Origin of the sequence: Streptomyces chattanoogensis, from assembly GCF_001294335.1 — a bacterium.
Lineage (GTDB): Bacteria > Actinomycetota > Actinomycetes > Streptomycetales > Streptomycetaceae > Streptomyces > Streptomyces chattanoogensis.
Map to the genome: position 1 here is coordinate 1 of NZ_LGKG01000189.1, position 16,449 is coordinate 16,449.

The window sequence follows — 16,449 nt, forward strand, 5'->3', positions numbered from 1 at the left end:
GGTGATGAACAGGGCGAGCGGGGACTGGCCGGCGGCGAACCGGCCGTAGGCCTCCCGGTCCTCGTACTGGTCGGCGATACGGGCCATGCGGCTGCGGGCGTGCTGGATGAAGGTCTCCATACGGAGGTCTCCTGCTGATGGGGCCACCGTGGGGTGGCGTGAATGTGCGAGGCGCGAAGGGTGGGGCAGGCCACCACGGCCTCACTCAGCAGCGGAACACGCTGTGCAGTACGGGGAGTTGGAGGGGTCTGGACGCGGCGGCGGCCCGGGTCGGACTCCAGCCGTCCGGAGGGCCGGAGGCCGGGGCGGGTGCGGAGGTCGGGTCGGTGCGGCACGGCGGCAGCGGCCGCCCCGTGAGCTGCGGGATGCCGACCGAGCTCCGCACGGCACGGCGCACCTGGCCGCGCCCGGCGTCGAGCTCGGAGCCGCCCTCGCTTCCGTCATGGTCGGAGCAGACCGCCGGGCCGCTGACGTCGGACTTGAGTGCCACGGCGGCCGGGAACACAGGGGTGGGCACATCGGGCGCCACGGTCACCCCGGCCAGCACACAGGCGAGAACGGCGATGACAAGGGTGAGGGGGATACGGCAGAGGCGACGGAGCGCGCCGCCGGGCGTATCGGCCACGCCGGTTGTGCCGGTTGTGCCGGCTGTGGTGGCTATGCCGGTGCCGTTCCGCATCATCGCCTCCCCCGAGTCGGCCCTCTGTGTTCCGATGGTGAACTCTCCAGGTTTCCGGCGTGATAACAGGAAATGAAGCCATGTTTCCCTGCTCATCGCCCAAGGAGCGGTCGCAGGGATACGCCTCCCGGGTATCTGAAAGTAAAGTAATCGCCAAGGTAGCGTCAGTCAAAGGCAATATGCTGCCGGTCGTTGCGCCGCCCGGCGGCCACCGATCGGATGACCCGCCGCGCGGGTCCGGCGGCGCATGCCCGCCTCCTGCGGAACGATCGCGATCAGTCAGCGGTGCCCTCGCGGTTCCCTCGCCGTTCCCGCAGCGGTTCCGTCGGCGGTCCATCGGTACCAGCCTCAGGGGAGTCTGCCGTGCGCATTCTGCTCATCGCCGGCGCGTTCAACAGCCTGACGCAGCGCGTCTTCGCCGAACTCACCGACGGCGGGCACCGGGTGACCGTCGAGCTGGTCACCCGTGGGACGCCGCTCCTGGAGACGGTCCGCCGCCATGCCCCGGACCTGGTCATCGCGCCGATGCTCAAGACGGCCGTGCCCCGGGAGGTGTGGTCCGCCCACACCTGTCTGATCGTGCATCCCGGACCCGTCGGCGACCGGGGACCGTCCTCCGTGGACTGGGCGGTGCACCTGGGCGCGGACCGCTGGGGCGTCACGGTGCTGCAGGCCAACGACGAGATGGACGCGGGGGACGTGTGGGCCGCCGCCGAGTGTCCCGTGCCCGAAACCGGCAAGAGCGATCTCTACCGCAACGAGATCGCGGACGCGGCGATGACGGCGGTCCGCACGGCCGTCGAACGGTTCGCCTCGGGCAGCTACCGTCCGCGGCCGCAGCGCTCCCTCCCCGCCACCGAGCGGCCGGGCCGCCCCCGGCCACCGCTGCGACAGGACCAGCGCCGCATCGACTGGCGTGCGGACCCGACCGCGACCGTCCTGCGCAAGCTGCGCGCCGCCGACTCCCAGCCGGGCGTACGGGACGAGCTGCTCGGCGCGACCTGGTTTCTGCACGGCGGCCACCCGGAGGACACGCTGACGGGCGAGCCGGGTGCGCTGCTCGCCACCCGGAACGGCGCGGTCTGCCGGGCGACCGCCGACGGCGCGGTGTGGATCCCGGAACTGCGCCCGCCGCGCACCCCGGGCGGCCCGGCGACCTTCAAACTGCCCGCAGCCCTCGCACTGGGCGACCGGCTGCCGCCCGTACCCGAGATCCCGGCGCCGGAGGGCGGCCCCCGTGCGGCGGGCGACCGCCCGCGCACCTGGTCCGACATCCGCTACCACGAGGACGGGGACGCCGGATTCCTGCGCTTCTCCTTCCCCGGCGGGGCGATGAGCACCGACCACTGCCGCCGGCTGCTCGCCGCGTACCGGCACGCCTGCACCCGGCCGACCTCCGTGCTCGTCCTCGGCGGCTGCCGGGACTTCTTCTCCAACGGCATCCACCTCAACGTCATCGAGGCCGCCCCGGACCCCGCCGAGGAGTCCTGGGCGAATATCAACGCCATGGACGACCTCGTCCACGCCGTCCTGACCACCACCGACCGGCTGGTGGTCGCCGCGCTCGGCGGCAACGCCGCGGCCGGCGGGGCGATGCTGGCGCTCGCGGCCGACGAGGTCTGGTGCCGGTCGGCCGTGGTGCTCAATCCGCACTACCGGCTGATGGGGCTGTACGGATCCGAGTACTGGACCTACACCCTGCCCGGCCGCGCCGGTCCCGGGGCCGCCGCCCAGCTGATGGAGCGGGCGCTGCCGGTCTCGGCCGCCACCGGGCAGCGGCTCGGACTGGTGGACCGCATCGTCGACTGCGCCCCGCAGGACTTCGCTGCGGGGACCGCGCGGCTCGCCGCCCGGCTGGCCGCGGCGCCCCTCTGCCAGTCACGGATCGCCGCCAAGAAGGCCCGCCGGGAACGCGACGAGGCGCACCGGCCGCTCGCCGCCTACCGCGCGCACGAACTGGCCCGGATGCACACCAACTTCTTCGGCCCGGACCAGCCGTACCACGCCCTGCGACGCGCCTTCGTACGGAAGGAACCCGCGACGACGGCACCGGTGGCCGGGTGAGGCCGCGCCCCGCCCCCCCCGCACCGGCGGACGGGGGGCGCCGGTACGGGGCGTGCGAGGCCGAAGAACGACCGTGCCGGCCGTGGATCCGGCCGTCTGCGGGGCGGGGAGGTTACGGGGCCGGCAGGTACTTGTAGCCGATGCCGAACACCGTGCTGATGGAGTCGCGGCGGCCGGGCCCCAGACGGCGGCGCAGCCTGGCGATGTGCACGTCCACGGTGCGGGCGCTGGACTGACAGGTGGGCCACAGGGCGTCCATCAGCTGCTGCCGGGTGAAGGCGCGCTGGGGGTGCAGCACCAGGTGGGCGAGCAGGTCGAATTCCAGCCGGGGAAGGCTGAGTTGGCGTCCCTCGATGGATACGGTGCGGGCTGCGGTATCGATCTGGATCGGGTCCGGTGGTGCCGCCGACGGCCGCGCGGGAGCATTCGCCGTGGTCGGGTAGGGCGGTTGCTCACAGGGTGGCGCCAGGATGATGTGCACCTCGTCCGGGAGCCGGTGCACCGACACGGGTTCGAGGTCGTGCAGGGTGAGTTGCCACTTGCCGTCGGGAAGCCGGTCGACCGCCAGGGGAGGCCCGTCGTCGGGGGCGGCGTCGGCCGGGAGGCCGAACTCTGACTCTGGTCGCAAGACAAGGGTCGTCGAGGAGTTCATAAACATGATCTGGGCCCATTCCTCTTGCAAAGCAGGCGTGTACGGACAGAGACATGGCGGTGCTCGACGTTCGGTGTGTGCAGGTACTACGGGACGAGCGCGGCAAGGTCCTGAAGCGGGTTGGCCCACCGACACTTGTGATGTGGGTGTGGCCAGCGGGGCCATAGCTCCGTCAGTGCCGGAAACTTGCGCGCGCCCAGGCCCGTAGTCAGCCGTGACGTGGTGCAAAGCCACGGCTCGGGTCCAGTCGAACGCTACATGTGATCACACGCTTCCGGAAAGTAGCGTCCGCTAATCACAGTTGCTCTTTGGTCGTTTTCGCGCTGATCTTACGGCCCGTCAGATAGCCGCATAAGGTGTCTTCCTGGTGTACGTGAGGTGACCACTACGCAAACACGTCAAGAACGTGTCAGGAATGTTTCGGGAGCGCATCCGGAGCGCGGGCAAACTGGCGGGCTCGGGCGAGCAGGGTGGCTGAAACGGCGCGTTGTGCCGCCGTGCGGGCGCGAGGGTGCGGCGGTCGGCGTGGCTGGAAAATCATGCTGAATTGGCCGGTATTTACGAATAGTTGAGGGATGAACGGGAGGGAAAGTCGTCATGATCGCCCCGACGCCGCCCTCTTGGCGCGGTGCCGGCGCACCGCGTCCCGGTTGGCGCAGATGGGAGAGCAGTAGCGCTGCCGTCCGGCCCGGGTGAAGTCCGCGAAGGCATTGCCGCATTCGGCCAGCGCGCAGCGGCCCAGCCGGTGCATGCCCAGGCTGGTGAGGTGCAGTGCGGTGCCGATGGCGGCGATCGCGCGCAGCACCCCGCCCATGCTCAGGCCGTCCTCGCGGTAGTGGAGGTGCCAGCCGCCGTTGGCGTGGTCGGTCAGCCGGGGGTGCGTGGTGGACTCCGCGAGCAGGGCGTTGAGCAGGGCCGCGCGGCGGGCGTCCGTATCGGCGTCGACGACCTCGGCCCATCGGGCCAGGAAGCCGACAACCTCCTTCAGGTCCCGATCGGTTACGGGACGGTCCAGAGGTATGCCCGCTGCCGTGCACCGCTGTGCGAGCTCGTCCGCGCTGGTCGGGGGCGTATTGGTGAGGTCGGTCACAAAGCGGACGCGGGCCTCTCCGTAAGGGTTCAGCTGCATAGGGGCATTACAACAGGGTGAGCTCATGGACCACTTGGAGCACATCGCGCCCGCCGCGCCCGTCGAGCGACATGACCACGGGGACTCACCGCCTGCCGGACGGGACCCGCACGCACGGGGCAGTTGGCTGCCCCTCGTGGCCACCTGCCTCGGCACCTTCCTCCTGCTCGTCTACGCCACGATCGTGACGGTGGCACTGCCCGACATCGCCCACGACTTGTCCGCCGGCTTCGGCGCGCTGCAGTGGATCACCGACGTCTACACCCTCGCCCTCGCCGGTCTGCTGCTCGGCATGGGATCCCTCGGCGACACCTTCGGACGCAAGCGGCTGTACGTCATCGGCCTCGCGGTCTTCACCGTCGCCACCCTCGGGTGCGGGCTGGCCGGAGACGTCCGGCTGCTGATCGCGGCCCGCGCCGTTCAAGGTGTCGCGGGCGCCGCGATGTTCGCCACGCTGCTGCCGCTGATCGGCCTCACCTACAGCGGGCGGGACAAGGCCCGCGCCTTCGCCGTCTGGGGCGCCGTCGCCGGTGCGGCCGCCGGCGTCGGCAACGTCATGGGCGGCATGCTCACCCAGCTCCTGTCCTGGCGGTGGATCTTCCTCGGCGCGCTGCCGGTCTGCGTCGCCACCCTGCTGCTGTCCATGAAGGTGCTGGCCGCCGACACACGCACGCCCACCCGCGTCGACTGGCCGGGCATCGTGTCCTTCACCCTCGCCGCGACCGGCGTCACCTTCGGCTTCGTCCGCGGCGGCGAGGCGGGCTGGGGCGACCCGGCCACGCTCCTCGGCCTCGCCGTCGGCGCGGGCGCGCTGATCGCCTTCGTCCTCGTCGAGCGCGCGTCGGCGCACCCCATGATCCCCCTCGCACTGTTCCGCAAACCCGACTTCGACGGGCTGCTGATCGCCTCCGGCGCCTACTACCTGGCCGCCTTCGCCTTCCTGCCGGTGCTCTCCCTGTGGCTCCAGAGCGACGTGGGCCTCAGCTCCTTCGCCACCTCACTGGTCCTCACCGTCCAGCCGCTGGCCTTCTTCGCCACCTCCGCGCCGGCCGGCGGCGCGCTGCACCGGATCCCCGCACGGTGGGCCGTCGGCGGGGGCTGCGCACTCGTCGGCGTCGGCGATCTGGCCCTGCTCGCGGTGGAACCGGGCTCCTCCTGGCCGGTGTTGCTGCCGGGGCTGATCCTCACCGGAGTCGGTGCGGGGCTCGTCTCGCCCGTCCTCCCCGCGACGGCGATGGCCGCGGCGCCCCCGGCACACAGCGGAGTCGCCGCCGCCGCGGCCAACAGCGCACGCCAGCTCGGACTCGCCCTGGGCATCGCGCTTCTGGGCACCGCGTTCCATGCGTACCGTCTCCATGTGTCCGGCCTGCACGCGGTGTTCCTGCTGGCCGGTGTCATCGGGCTCGGCGGTGGGCTGGCGGCCGTCGTGCTGAGCTCATACGCCACCCGGCGAGGGCTCATGGCCCGGTAAATCAGGGGGGCCGGCGGTCACGCCGGGGCAGGATGGCCACAGTTGACCAAGGGCCGTCGCGTCCCGGACGGGGACCGACGCCCAGTGAGGCAGGAGAAGCGATGACCCACACCCCGCGCGCCGACGCGCAGCCCGTGTCCGTCGGGCCGCCGCCACCGTTCGATCCCGAGCTGGCGGCCTCCCTCGACGCCATAGGGAAGGACCTGCCGCCTTCCCTGCTGCCCGACATGATTCCCGTACTGCGCAACTCACCCATGCTGGAGCCGGTGTCGGACGAGCTGCTGAGCCTGGGCGGCACCTTCGAGATCGAGGACCGTACGGTGCCGGGGCCGCAGGGTGCACCGGACATCTCGCTGCTCATCCTGCGGCCGAAGGAGAAGGCGGAGCCGGTGCCCGCCCTGTACGTGATGCACGGCGGCGGCATGATCGTCGGAGAACGCCGCGGCGGCGCCAGGGGCTTCCTGGAGACGGCACGCCAACTGGGCGCGGCCGTGGTGTCGGTCGAATACCGGCTCGCGCCCGAACACCCGCACCCCGCACCGGTGGAGGACTGCTACGCGGGCCTCCTCTGGACGGCCGCCCACGCCGCCGACATCGGTGTCGACCCCGGCCGGATCGTGCTCGCCGGGGCCAGCGCCGGCGGCGGACTGGCCGCGGCCGTCGCCCTGATGGCGCGCGACCGGGGCGGCCCCCGGCTCGCCGGACAGCTGCTGCTGTGCCCGATGCTCGACGACCGCAACGACACGCTCTCCAGCCATCAGATGGCGGGCATCGGGGTCTGGGACCGCACGGCCAACGACACCGGCTGGACCGCGCTGCTCGGGGAGGCGCGCGGCGGCCCGGACGTCTCGCCGTACGCCGCGCCCGCCCGCGCCGAGGACCTGTCGGGGCTGCCGCCCGCCTTCATCGACGTCGGCTCGGCCGAGACCTTCCGCGACGAGGACATCGCCTACGCCAGCAGGCTGTGGCAGGCCGGCGGCAGCGCCGAACTGCATGTATGGCCGGGCGGGTTCCACGGCTTCACAAACATGGCCCCACAGGCCGCGCTCTCCCGGGAAGCACAGGAGGCCCCCCTGCGCTGGCTGCGCCGGCTCCTCGCGCGCTGACTCCCTCGTCCCTCGCCCGTGCCCGCCACCTACGGTGACGGGCACGGGACGGCCCCTCAGCGGGCCCGGACGCTCAGCACGTCACGGCAGATACCGCTCGATGGCTCCCGGTCCCTCCTCCTCGATCAGCCGCCTGGCCCACTCCAGGCTCGCGGGCGTCGGCTCCCGCCCGGAAGCCTTCACCAGGTCCTCCGGGTCGTAGGGCCGCTCGCTACCCGTGTACAGCTCCATCGGCCGCTGCTCGGCCGCCTTCTTGCTCCCGTTGCTCGTCACAGGTCCTCCTCACTCCGCGCCCACCGAGTCCCTGGGCGGTCGCCTGACTCCATCATCGGTCCCCCTCCCAGCACCCGCACGGCGTACCGCCCACCGGCGCCGGCCGGGACCTCAGCCGGCCGGGCGCGGTGCCCCCGGATAGTCCGGCGGAAAGGCCTGCTCGGTCCAGATCGTCTTGCCGTACGGCGTGTAGCGCGTCCCCCACCGCTGCACCAGCTGCGCGACGATGAACAGCCCGCGCCCGCCCTCGTCGTCGCTCGCGCTGTGCCGCAGGTGGGGCGAGGTGTGGCCGGTGTCCGAGACCTCGGTGAGCAGCGTCAGATCGCGCAGCAGCCGCAGATGCAGCGGCCCGGACGCATGCCGCACGGCGTTGGTGACCAGCTCGCTGACCGCCAGCTCGGTGGCGTACGACAGCTCCTCCAGGCCCCAGTCCCGCAGCTGCCCGGTGGCCAGCTCCCGGGCCCGGCCCACCGCCTCCGGCTCGGCGGGCAGCTCCCAGGCCACGACCTGCGCGGCGTCCAGCTCACGGGTCCGCACCAGCAGCAGCGCCGAGTCGTCCGCCGCCGTACCGGTGGGCAGCAGCTCGGCCACCGCGCGGTCGCACAGCTCGTCCAGCGGTCTGCGGTGGTCGGCCAGCACCCGCCCCAGGGTCCCCAGACCGGCCTCGATGTCCCGGTCGCGCCCCTCGACCAGCCCGTCGGTGAACAGCGCCAGCAGACTGCCCTCCGGCAGCTCGATCTCCAGCGACTCGAACGGCAGGCCGCCCAGCCCCAGCGGGGGTCCGGCCGGCAGATCCGGGAACGACACCGCACCGCCGGGGTGGACCACGGCCGGCGGCAGATGCCCGGCCCGCGCCATGGTGCAGCGCCGCGAGACCGGGTCGTAGATGGCATACAGGCAGGTCACCCCGGTGGCGAGATCGTCGTCGGCGTCGGTGCCCGGTGTGCTGGACCGGTCGGACGCCGTCTGCCCCACCAGGTCGTCCAGCCGGCTCAGCAGCTCGTCGGGGGACAGGTCCAGCTGTGCCAGCGCCCGTACCGTCGTCCGCATCCGTCCCATCGTGGCCGCCGCCTGCAGCCCGTGGCCCACCACGTCCCCGACCACCAGCCCGACCCGGGTCCCCGACAGCCCGATGACATCGAACCAGTCGCCGCCCACCCCGCCCTGGTTGTCGCTGGGCAGATAGCGGTACGCCAGATCGACCGCGGACTGCGGGGCCAGCCGCTGCGGCAGCAGATTGCGCTGCAGGGTGAGGGCGGCGGAGTGCTCGCGGGCGTAGCGCCGGGCGTTGTCGAGCCACACCGCGGTACGGGTGACCAGCTCGTCGGCCAGCTCGATCTCACCGCGGTCGAAGACGGACGGGTGCTCGCCACGGACGAACGTCACCAGCCCCAGCGGCCGGCCGCCGGCCCGCAGCGGGACGACCATGGTGCTCTCCACCAGCACCATCCCGCCCGAGGACAGGCTGCGGTACTGCGGCGAGCCCGGCGGGTACACGACGCGGTGCGTGCCGCCGGGCACCGCGCCGGACGTCCCGCCCGTCGTCTCCCCGTCCGACCGCGCCGCCACCCGTACCAGAGCCGGCAGCCCGACGCCGTGCGCCGGCTCCTCGCCCTCCAGCACCTCCTGCACCAGGTCGACGGTGACGGACGCGGCGAACTTCGGCACCGCCACCTCGGCGATCTCCCGGGCCGTGACCGCCATGTCGAGCGTGGTGCCGATCCGGCCGCCGGCGTCCACCAGGAGATTCAGCCGCCGCTGTGCCTGATAGCGCTCGGTGATGTCGAAGGCGTCCTCACACACGCCCAGCAACCGGCCGTCGGCGTCCTGCAGCCGGTAGTAGGAGCACGACCACACATGGTCGACCCCGGGGTCGGTGGGCAGCTGCCCGACGAAATGCACATCGATGATCGGCTCGCCGGTGTCCAGGACACGCCCCATCACCGCATGGGTGGTGCCCGGATACCCCTCCGTGACGAACTCGCCCCGCGGGTAGAGCTCATCGGCCGTCTTGCCGAGGAAATCCCGCAGCGGCAGCCCGATCTCCCGCCCGTACGTGGCATTGAACCAGGTCAGCCGCAGATCGGTGTCGTAGATGGCCAGGCCCAGCGGCGACTGGGTGGCCAGCCCGTGCAGCATGGCCTGCTGCGACTCCCACGCCCGCAGCCCTTCCAGCTCGGCCGCCACCAGGACCCGGGCGGGCGCACCGCCGGCACCCTCGCCGGTGTCGGCCAACGGGCACACCGAGGTCGCCACCGACAGCAGCCGCCCGTCGCGGTGCCGCGCCGTACGGGACACGCTGCCCAGCATCTGCGCCAGCGGCAACGCCCCGGCACCGGCGCCCCCCGTGGGCGGCAGCAGGGTCTCCAGGGGGCGCCCGAGGATCTGGTCCGCCCGGTATCCCAGCAGCCGCTCGGCCGCCGGGCTCCATCCGATGACCCGGTCGCGGGCGTCCAGCACCGCTGTGGCCGCCCTGGTGACGTCGAGGGGACCACGGAAGTCGGCGCTCTCCACCGCATTCCATGCGTTCATGGCATCAGCCCAGCCCGGTTCAGTACCTACAGCATCGATCCTGATCAAGAGCGGTACAACCCGGCCCGCCATGTCGCGGGGCGCCGGGGTCGCCCGAGCTGCGGGTCGCTGGCACAGTGGAAAAGGCCGGTGCGTACCAGGAGGCAGATTTTCATGTCCCCCCAAACCCTGTCCCGCCGAGCCCCCAGCGTGCCCGTACGCGGTGCCCCGTGCTGGGTCAGCCTGATGGCCCGCGACCTCGGGGCCGCGCAGGCCTTCTACTCGGCGGTCCTCGGCTGGACCTTCCGTCCGGCCAGCCTGGGCGAGGAGTTCTCCATCGCCCTGCTGGACGGCGAGCCGGTCGCCGGTATCGGCGCGCTGGCGCAGAACTTCCAGGTCGCGGTCGCCTGGACCTCCTACTTCGCCGTCGAGGACGCCGACGACACCGCGGCCCGCATCCGCGAGCGCGGCGCGACGGTCGCCGTCGGCCCGCTCAAACTCGGCCCCGGACGCGCCGCCCTCGCCGCGGACCGCGACGGCGCCACCTTCGGCTTCTGGGAAGGCCAGACCATGGCCTGGTCGGTCGGCCACGGCAGCGCCCCCGCCTGCCTGGAACTGCGCACCCGCGACGCCTTCGACGCCGCCATCTTCTACGCGGAGGTCTTCGGCTGGGCCTCCGGCGAACCGGGCGGCTGCGAGGTGACCTACGAACACGACCAGGTGATCATCAGCGACGGCACCCACATGGTCGCCGCGCTGCGCGGCGGCGCCGTCGAGGCCGCCCCGGACCCCCGGGTACGGCCCCGCTGGCACGTCTACTTCCCGGTCCGTGACATCGAGGCGGTGACGGCCGCCGCGGTCGCCGCGGGCGGCACCGTCACCCCCATCAGCCCGAGCCCGGAGGGCACCGGCGTCCAGTCCGTCATACGCGACCCCGACGGCGGTCTGTTCACCGTCTCGGCGCCGTGACCTCCGGCTCCCACCGCGGACACCACGCCGACTGCCGGCGCCCCCCGACCCGTCCGCAGAAACCGGCCTGCGCGGGCCGGCCCGCCTCGTCGATGTGCTGCACCGACAGCAGCTTGTCCAGCGGCACCTGGCGGTCCACATCGCCGCCGAAGCCGATGATCCCGCTCTCGCCGTCCAGCGCCTCGTCCCCGTGCACCCCGCTGATCGCATGCCAGACGGCGGGCGGCGTCAGCGGCATCCCCGCGGCGTCCTCCCGCAGCTGCTTGACGGCGTTGATGTAGAGCTTGACCGCGTCGAAGCCGAGCGCCGCATGCCCGTCGAGCGAGGAACTGGGCACCTTCGCGCACTCCGCGGGAAACAGCCGGCTCATCTCCGCGTACAGCTCACTGGTCCCGTCGCAGCGGGCCGAGCCGAGGGTGAAGTCCAGGAAGTCGTACGGGATACCCGGATAGTGCGTGCGGCGTTCCTCGTCGGCGGCCAGCCGGGCCACATCGTCGCCGCCGATGAGCGCGGGCGGCGACGAATTGCACGACTCGTTGATCCCGCCGAGCAGCGTCTCGAAGTCCTCCGACCGCCCGGCGAAGAACACCAGGCCCGGGTACGCACAGGTCCGCCGGCCCACCGCCCCCGCACCGGGCGCATCCGAGACCGGTTCCCCGCCCGGCGCCGGGGGCGGCGTGTAGGAGACTCGCTCGACCGTGAACCCGCGCGCCCGGAACCGCGTGACGACATCGCCGGACAGGGTCTTGCTGTAGGTGTCGGTCGGGTCGGCCGAGCCGATCACCCGGACCTGCTTCTTCCCGATCCTGCCGGTGGTCCGGACGAGATGGGCGGCATACGCGGCCGCCACCTCGGCCTCCCGGGAGTTCTGCGGCGACACCTGGAAATACATCGGCGACTGCCGCACCAGCGAATCCGCGGACAAGGTGGTGGCCACCATCGGCAGCCCCACCTCGGTCAGCTTCCGTATCGTCCGGTTGGTCGCCTCCCGGCTCTGGTCCAGCCCGGTCACCCCGACGATCGAGGGATCCTGCCGCCTGAGCTCCTCCAGCATCTCCACCACCCGGGTCCCGAACCGCATCCCGGACCCGGCGTTGGCGGGGAAGATCCGCACGATCGGCTCCGCACTGCCGGTGCTGCGCAGCTGCCGGGCCTGGGCGCTCGCCGCACCCTGCAACGCCTCGCGCCCGTAGGCGAGCTGGCCGCTGCTCCTGCCCGTACTGCTCAGCAGCGCGGACAGATGGACCAGCGTGACGAACGGACGCTCCGGCGCCGCCCGGTGCGCCGCATCGGCGCGGCCGTTCTGCTCGGAGATCTTCGCGAGGGTCTCGTTGAGCGCCGCATCGGGGGAGTGGAACGTGAAACCGTGCCGCGACACCCCGATGCACTCCCCGGTCTCCACCGTACGCAGGGTCCCCGCATCGTCCGCGAACCTGCTCAGCCCGCAGTGCGCCCGCCGGTACGCGCTCTCGCCGCGCAGCACCAGAGCGCCCGCCCCCAGCAGCCCGGCGGTCACACAGCCCGCCACGGCCAAGGACACCGCCCGGCGCGCCCACAGCGGCGGTTCGGGGATCCGCAGCCGGGCGTCCTGGCCGACCTCCAGCCGCCGCGTCAGCTCGTAACTCTCCTCCGACGGCGGCATCAGCTCCGGGACGGTGACCGGCAGATACCAGGGCGCCCGGTTGCGGGCCCGGCCGGTGTGCAAAAAGGTGTCCCGCCAGCCGCCGTACAGCCGCTCGGTCAGCTCCCACAGCGAACTGTGGCCCCAGTCCGCACGGATCTGCGACCCGGCCGCGGGCGGCTCGGCACCGCAGCCGACGACCAGCAGCGGATCGAAGGCGCCGGTCTCGTTGCGTACGTCGATGACCGCCTGCATCAGCGCATAGCCGCAGTTCCCGTCGGCCGTGCCGTCGAGCAGCGCCACACAGTACGCCGTACGCCGGGCCGTCCGCGGCCGCCAGATGCGACGGCGGAACGCGACCCGCAGATCCTCCAGGAAGGCGTTGACCATCAGCTTGCGCACCTGCTGGGGGTCCTCCACCTGATGGTGCGGCGCGGTCAGCCGCTCGGCGAAGCCGATGAAGGTGCCCGGATCGCGCGGCGCCAGATAGGGCTGGTTGAGCAGCCACCGGTACTCGCAGCCCAGCCCCCGGCGCAGCCGGAACCACGCCAGCGGAAAGACATGCACCGCGAACAGCCACACCCACCACGGCACCGTGCCGTCCACCGCCAGCTCGGTCTCCGGGGACCGCAGCACCCCGAACAGCCGCCGGCGCCGGAACTCCCGTTCGCGCAGCCCCCGCAGCAGGGTGTGGTCCGTGCCCTCCAGCCCGCCGGTGTCGTCCCGCCCGCCGCCCGCCCCGGTCTGCATCAGCCAGTTGACCAGGCCGAACCGCCGGAAGCGGACCCGCCCGTCGCTGCCGTTGACACTGCGGGCGAAGCCCCGCGCCAGATGCTCCAGCGTGGACCGCACCGCCTCGACGGACTCCGGGTCCGAGGGCGCCGCCCCATCCGCCAGATCGTGCAGCACATGGGGCACCCGGCGCGGATCGGCGTGACTGAGGAAGTAGCTGATGCCCTTGGCGAGTTGGGTGTGGTCGCCGCCGCTGACCAGGCACACCACGGGAAGCCCCTCCCGCCCCTGCGCCACGCCCCGGTGCCGTACCGGTTCGGGACACTCGCGGCGCCGCGGCCTGCGGACCAGGTCGGCGATCAGACGCAGCAGATGCCCGGCTCCGCGGAACACCGGTATAGAGGAATCGAGTTCGTTCGACGCCATGGATGCCCCGAAAGTGTCGGGAATAGGGCGGACATTCTGACACCGCGTCGGCGGCCGCCGGAAGGCTCTGTGCCATGCCCGCGGGCCCACCGGAGATCCCTGCGCCCGAAGGTCTATCGTGGCGTCATGTCCGCCCCAGAGCTGATCCGTATCGTCTCCCGCGACTCGCCCATGGCCCTGGCCCAGGTGGAGCGCGTCCGCGCCGAACTGCGCACGCTGCACCCCGGCATCGCCACCGAGGTCGTCCCGGTCAAGACCACCGGTGACCGGTGGATGGGCGCCCTGTCCCAGGTCGAGGGGAAGGGCGCGTTCACCAAGGAGGTCGACGCCGCTCTCCTCGCCGGCGAGGCGGACCTCGCGGTGCACTGCGTCAAGGACATCCCCGGGGACCGGCCGCTGCCCGCCGGTACGGTCTTCGCGGCGTTCCTCAAGCGCGACGACGTCCGCGACGCGCTGATCCACCCCGGCGGCCGCACCCTCGACGAACTCCCCGCCGGCACCCGCATCGGCACCTCGTCCGTACGGCGCATCGCGCAGCTGGCCGCCTCCCACCCGCATCTGACGTGTGTCCCGATGCGCGGCAACGCCAACCGCCGGATGGAGAAGCTGGCCGCCGGCGAGGCGGATGCGCTGCTGCTGGCGGTCTCCGGACTGGAGCGCATCGGGCGTACGGACGTGATCACCCAGATCCTGTCCGTGGACGAGATGTGCCCGCCCATCGGCGCGGGCGTGCTGGCCCTTCAGTGCCGCGAGGACGACACCGCCACCATCGACGCCGTCAGCGGCCTCGGCGACCCCGCGACGTTCCGCGAGACCACCGCCGAACGCATGCTGCTGCACGTTCTGCAGGGCCACTGCAACAGCCCGATCGCGGGGTATGCGAAGACCGACCGCCGGGGTGAACTAGCCCTGCGGGCCTGTGTGTTCACCCCCGACGGCAAGACGGTCCTCAACGCCCACGAGTGGGCCGGGCCGCTCGACCCCGAAACCCTCGGCACGTCGGTGGCGGTGGCGCTGCTGCGGCAGGGGGCGCGGGAGCTGATCGACAACATCGCGCACTGAGGCGCTGGCCCCGGGGGCCCCGGCGTGGAGAGACGCCGGGGCCCCGCACCGTGGACGGACGGTGCGGGGCCCTTGATGCCGCGAGCCGTGGCTTCTCTGCCGTCAGTTCCCGGCGCCGATTTCCGCGCCGGTCGCCTGGAGCGCGGCGGTGACCGGCTGGAAGAACGTCTCACCGCCCTGGGTGCAGTCGCCGCTGCCGCCCGACGTCAGGCCGACGGCCGAGTCACCGGAGAACATCGAACCGCCGCTGTCGCCCGGCTCGGCGCACACATCCGTCTGTATCAGGCCGTTGACGATGTCCCCGTTGCCGTAGTTCACGGTGGCGTCGAGGCCGGTGACGGTCCCGTCGTGGACCCCGGTGGTGCTGCCCGAGCGCTGCACCTTCATCCCCACAGCGGCCTCCGCGGCCTTGGTGATCGGCTGCGTCTTGCCGTTCCCGAGATCGACCGCGCTCTGCGGCTGCGCACCCGCATCGTCGTAGGTGACCAGCGCGAAGTCGTTCTTGGGGAACTGGGAGTCCTTCACGGTGCCCAGCGGCTGGCTGCCGCCCTGGTCGGCGCTCCACGTCTTGGAGTCGTTGCCGCAGTGGCCGGCGGTGAGGAAGGCCGGCGCGCCCTGCACGGTCACGTTGAAGCCCAGGGAACAGCGGGCGTTGCCGCCGAAGATGGCGCTGCCGCCTACGGGGCCCGAGGCCGCGCCGTCGCCGGCCCCGCCGGCTCCGTTGCCGCCGTCGGCCCCGCCGGCTCCCGCATCGCCGCCGGCGCCGTTGCCGCCACCGATTCCGTTGCCGCCGCCGATGCCGTTACCGCCGTCGGCCCCGCTGTCGCCGCCGGCCGCTCCGGCCCCTCCGGAGCCGTCGTCACCTGCCATCCCGCCCGCCCCTTGCTGCCCGTCGCCTCCCTGTTGCTGCCCGGCCCCGGCGTCCCCGGCGTCCCCGGTGTCCCCGATGTCCCCGCCGTCGAACCGCTGGAATTCGCCCGCCGACCGCTTGACGGTGACCATGCCGCCCATGCCCTTGGTGGCCTTGTTCAAGGTGGCCATCTTCTGCCCGGTGACCGTCCGGTCGGCGAGCACCACGATTCTGTTCGTCTTCGGATCGATCGACCAGGCCGTGCCGGGGACCGACGCGTTCTCGCGCAGCGACTGCGTCCCCGCCTTCAGCGCCGTCATGCTGTTGCGTACGACCCTGGCGACCGCGCCCTTGGCCGCGACGCGCTCGGCGTCCTCCTTGTCCAGCACGTTCATCACCAGATGGCCGGTCGCGCCGTCCAGGTACCAGCCGGCCGACTTGTCCCCGAGGTCCGCCTTCAGGGACGTCGCGAGCCGGGCGGCCGACGGCGCGGAGAAGGTCATCGGGGCGGGCGGCTTGTCGGTGCTGGCATGGGCGTTGGGGAGCAGGATCGCCGCCCCTGCGATGGCGACGGCGGAGGCGCCCGCGATGGCGCCGGTCCGTTTGTTGACGTGGCGGTGGCTCGAGCCGCTTCGGTTCGCTCGGCGGTGACTGTCTCGTCGGGCGCTCAATTCACTGACCTCCAGGTGGGGTTGGGCCGCCGTCTTGGTTTGTGGTGGTTCCGCGGTGGTCCTGCGGTGGTGCCGCAGGGGCCCTGCAGTGGTGCGCAGGGGCCCTTGCGGTGGCCCCGCAGTGGCCCGGCGGTGGCTCCGCAGTGGCCCTTGCGGTGGCTCCGCGGGGCTGTTGCGGTGGCCCCGCGGCGCTCCCCCTCCCCCTACGGGGGAGGGGCGGGGGGGGGGGGGTC

The 16,449-nt window shown here is 72.5% G+C and carries 12 protein-coding genes; 5 read left to right on the top strand and 7 right to left on the bottom strand.

Annotated features, from left to right (window positions below; genetic code table 11):
- Positions 1–205: 205 nt before the first annotated feature.
- Positions 206–679 carry a hypothetical protein gene (locus ADL29_RS35880; protein ID WP_053927702.1) on the bottom strand — a complete coding sequence of 158 codons (474 nt, stop codon included), beginning with the start codon at positions 677–679 and terminating at the stop codon, positions 206–208.
- A 363-nt stretch (positions 680–1,042) separates the two neighbouring features.
- On the opposite strand from ADL29_RS35880, the gene ADL29_RS35885 reads away from it, so the two are divergent.
- Positions 1,043–2,743, top strand: coding sequence for a hydrogenase maturation protein (locus ADL29_RS35885; RefSeq protein ID WP_053927703.1), 1,701 nt, complete (start codon positions 1,043–1,045; stop codon positions 2,741–2,743).
- Between the two features lie 112 nt (positions 2,744–2,855).
- On the opposite strand, the gene ADL29_RS35890 is transcribed toward ADL29_RS35885, so the two are convergent.
- Both ADL29_RS35890 and ADL29_RS35895 read right to left on the bottom strand, forming a co-directional pair.
- A complete protein-coding gene (locus tag ADL29_RS35890; RefSeq protein ID WP_046931556.1) occupies positions 2,856–3,371 on the bottom strand; it encodes a winged helix-turn-helix domain-containing protein in 516 nt (171 codons plus the stop codon).
- A gap of 619 nt (positions 3,372–3,990) precedes the next feature.
- A complete protein-coding gene (locus ADL29_RS35895; RefSeq protein WP_053927704.1) occupies positions 3,991–4,524 on the bottom strand; it encodes a CGNR zinc finger domain-containing protein in 534 nt (177 codons plus the stop codon).
- Positions 4,525–4,549: 25 nt separating this feature from the next.
- Between ADL29_RS35895 and ADL29_RS35900 the strand changes: the two genes are divergently transcribed.
- Together ADL29_RS35900 and ADL29_RS35905 are read left to right on the top strand one after the other, a co-directional pair.
- Positions 4,550–5,995, top strand: a complete 1,446-nt coding sequence (locus ADL29_RS35900) for an MFS transporter (RefSeq protein ID WP_078971546.1) — start codon at positions 4,550–4,552, stop codon at positions 5,993–5,995.
- 101 nt (positions 5,996–6,096) lie between these two features.
- Positions 6,097–7,101, top strand: a complete 1,005-nt coding sequence (locus ADL29_RS35905; protein WP_053927705.1) for an alpha/beta hydrolase — start codon at positions 6,097–6,099, stop codon at positions 7,099–7,101.
- An 81-nt stretch (positions 7,102–7,182) separates the two neighbouring features.
- On the opposite strand, the gene ADL29_RS35910 is transcribed toward ADL29_RS35905, so the two are convergent.
- Together ADL29_RS35910 and ADL29_RS35915 are read right to left on the bottom strand one after the other, a co-directional pair.
- The gene (locus ADL29_RS35910; protein WP_046929472.1) at positions 7,183–7,374 is read right to left on the bottom strand and encodes a hypothetical protein; all 192 of its coding nucleotides are present in this window, start codon (positions 7,372–7,374) and stop codon (positions 7,183–7,185) included.
- A 111-nt stretch (positions 7,375–7,485) separates the two neighbouring features.
- A complete protein-coding gene (locus ADL29_RS35915; RefSeq protein WP_053927706.1) occupies positions 7,486–9,906 on the bottom strand; it encodes a SpoIIE family protein phosphatase in 2,421 nt (806 codons plus the stop codon).
- A 153-nt stretch (positions 9,907–10,059) separates the two neighbouring features.
- Here ADL29_RS35915 and ADL29_RS35920 point away from each other — a divergent pair, with 153 nt between their 5' ends.
- The gene (locus ADL29_RS35920; protein WP_078971547.1) at positions 10,060–10,854 is read left to right on the top strand and encodes a VOC family protein; all 795 of its coding nucleotides are present in this window, start codon (positions 10,060–10,062) and stop codon (positions 10,852–10,854) included.
- Here ADL29_RS35920 and ADL29_RS35925 read toward each other — a convergent pair.
- Positions 10,835–13,633 carry a hypothetical protein gene (locus ADL29_RS35925; protein ID WP_053927707.1) on the bottom strand — a complete coding sequence of 933 codons (2,799 nt, stop codon included), beginning with the start codon at positions 13,631–13,633 and terminating at the stop codon, positions 10,835–10,837. The genes ADL29_RS35920 and ADL29_RS35925 overlap by 20 nt on opposite strands.
- Positions 13,634–13,759: 126 nt before the next feature.
- Between ADL29_RS35925 and hemC the strand changes: the two genes are divergently transcribed.
- Positions 13,760–14,695: a hydroxymethylbilane synthase gene (hemC, locus tag ADL29_RS35930; RefSeq protein ID WP_053927708.1), complete on the top strand. Its 936-nt coding sequence runs from the start codon at positions 13,760–13,762 to the stop codon at positions 14,693–14,695.
- Between the two features lie 102 nt (positions 14,696–14,797).
- On the opposite strand, the gene ADL29_RS35935 is transcribed toward hemC, so the two are convergent.
- Positions 14,798–16,216, bottom strand: a complete 1,419-nt coding sequence (locus ADL29_RS35935) for a S1 family peptidase (protein WP_053927709.1) — start codon at positions 16,214–16,216, stop codon at positions 14,798–14,800.
- Between the last annotated feature and the right edge of the window lie 233 nt (positions 16,217–16,449).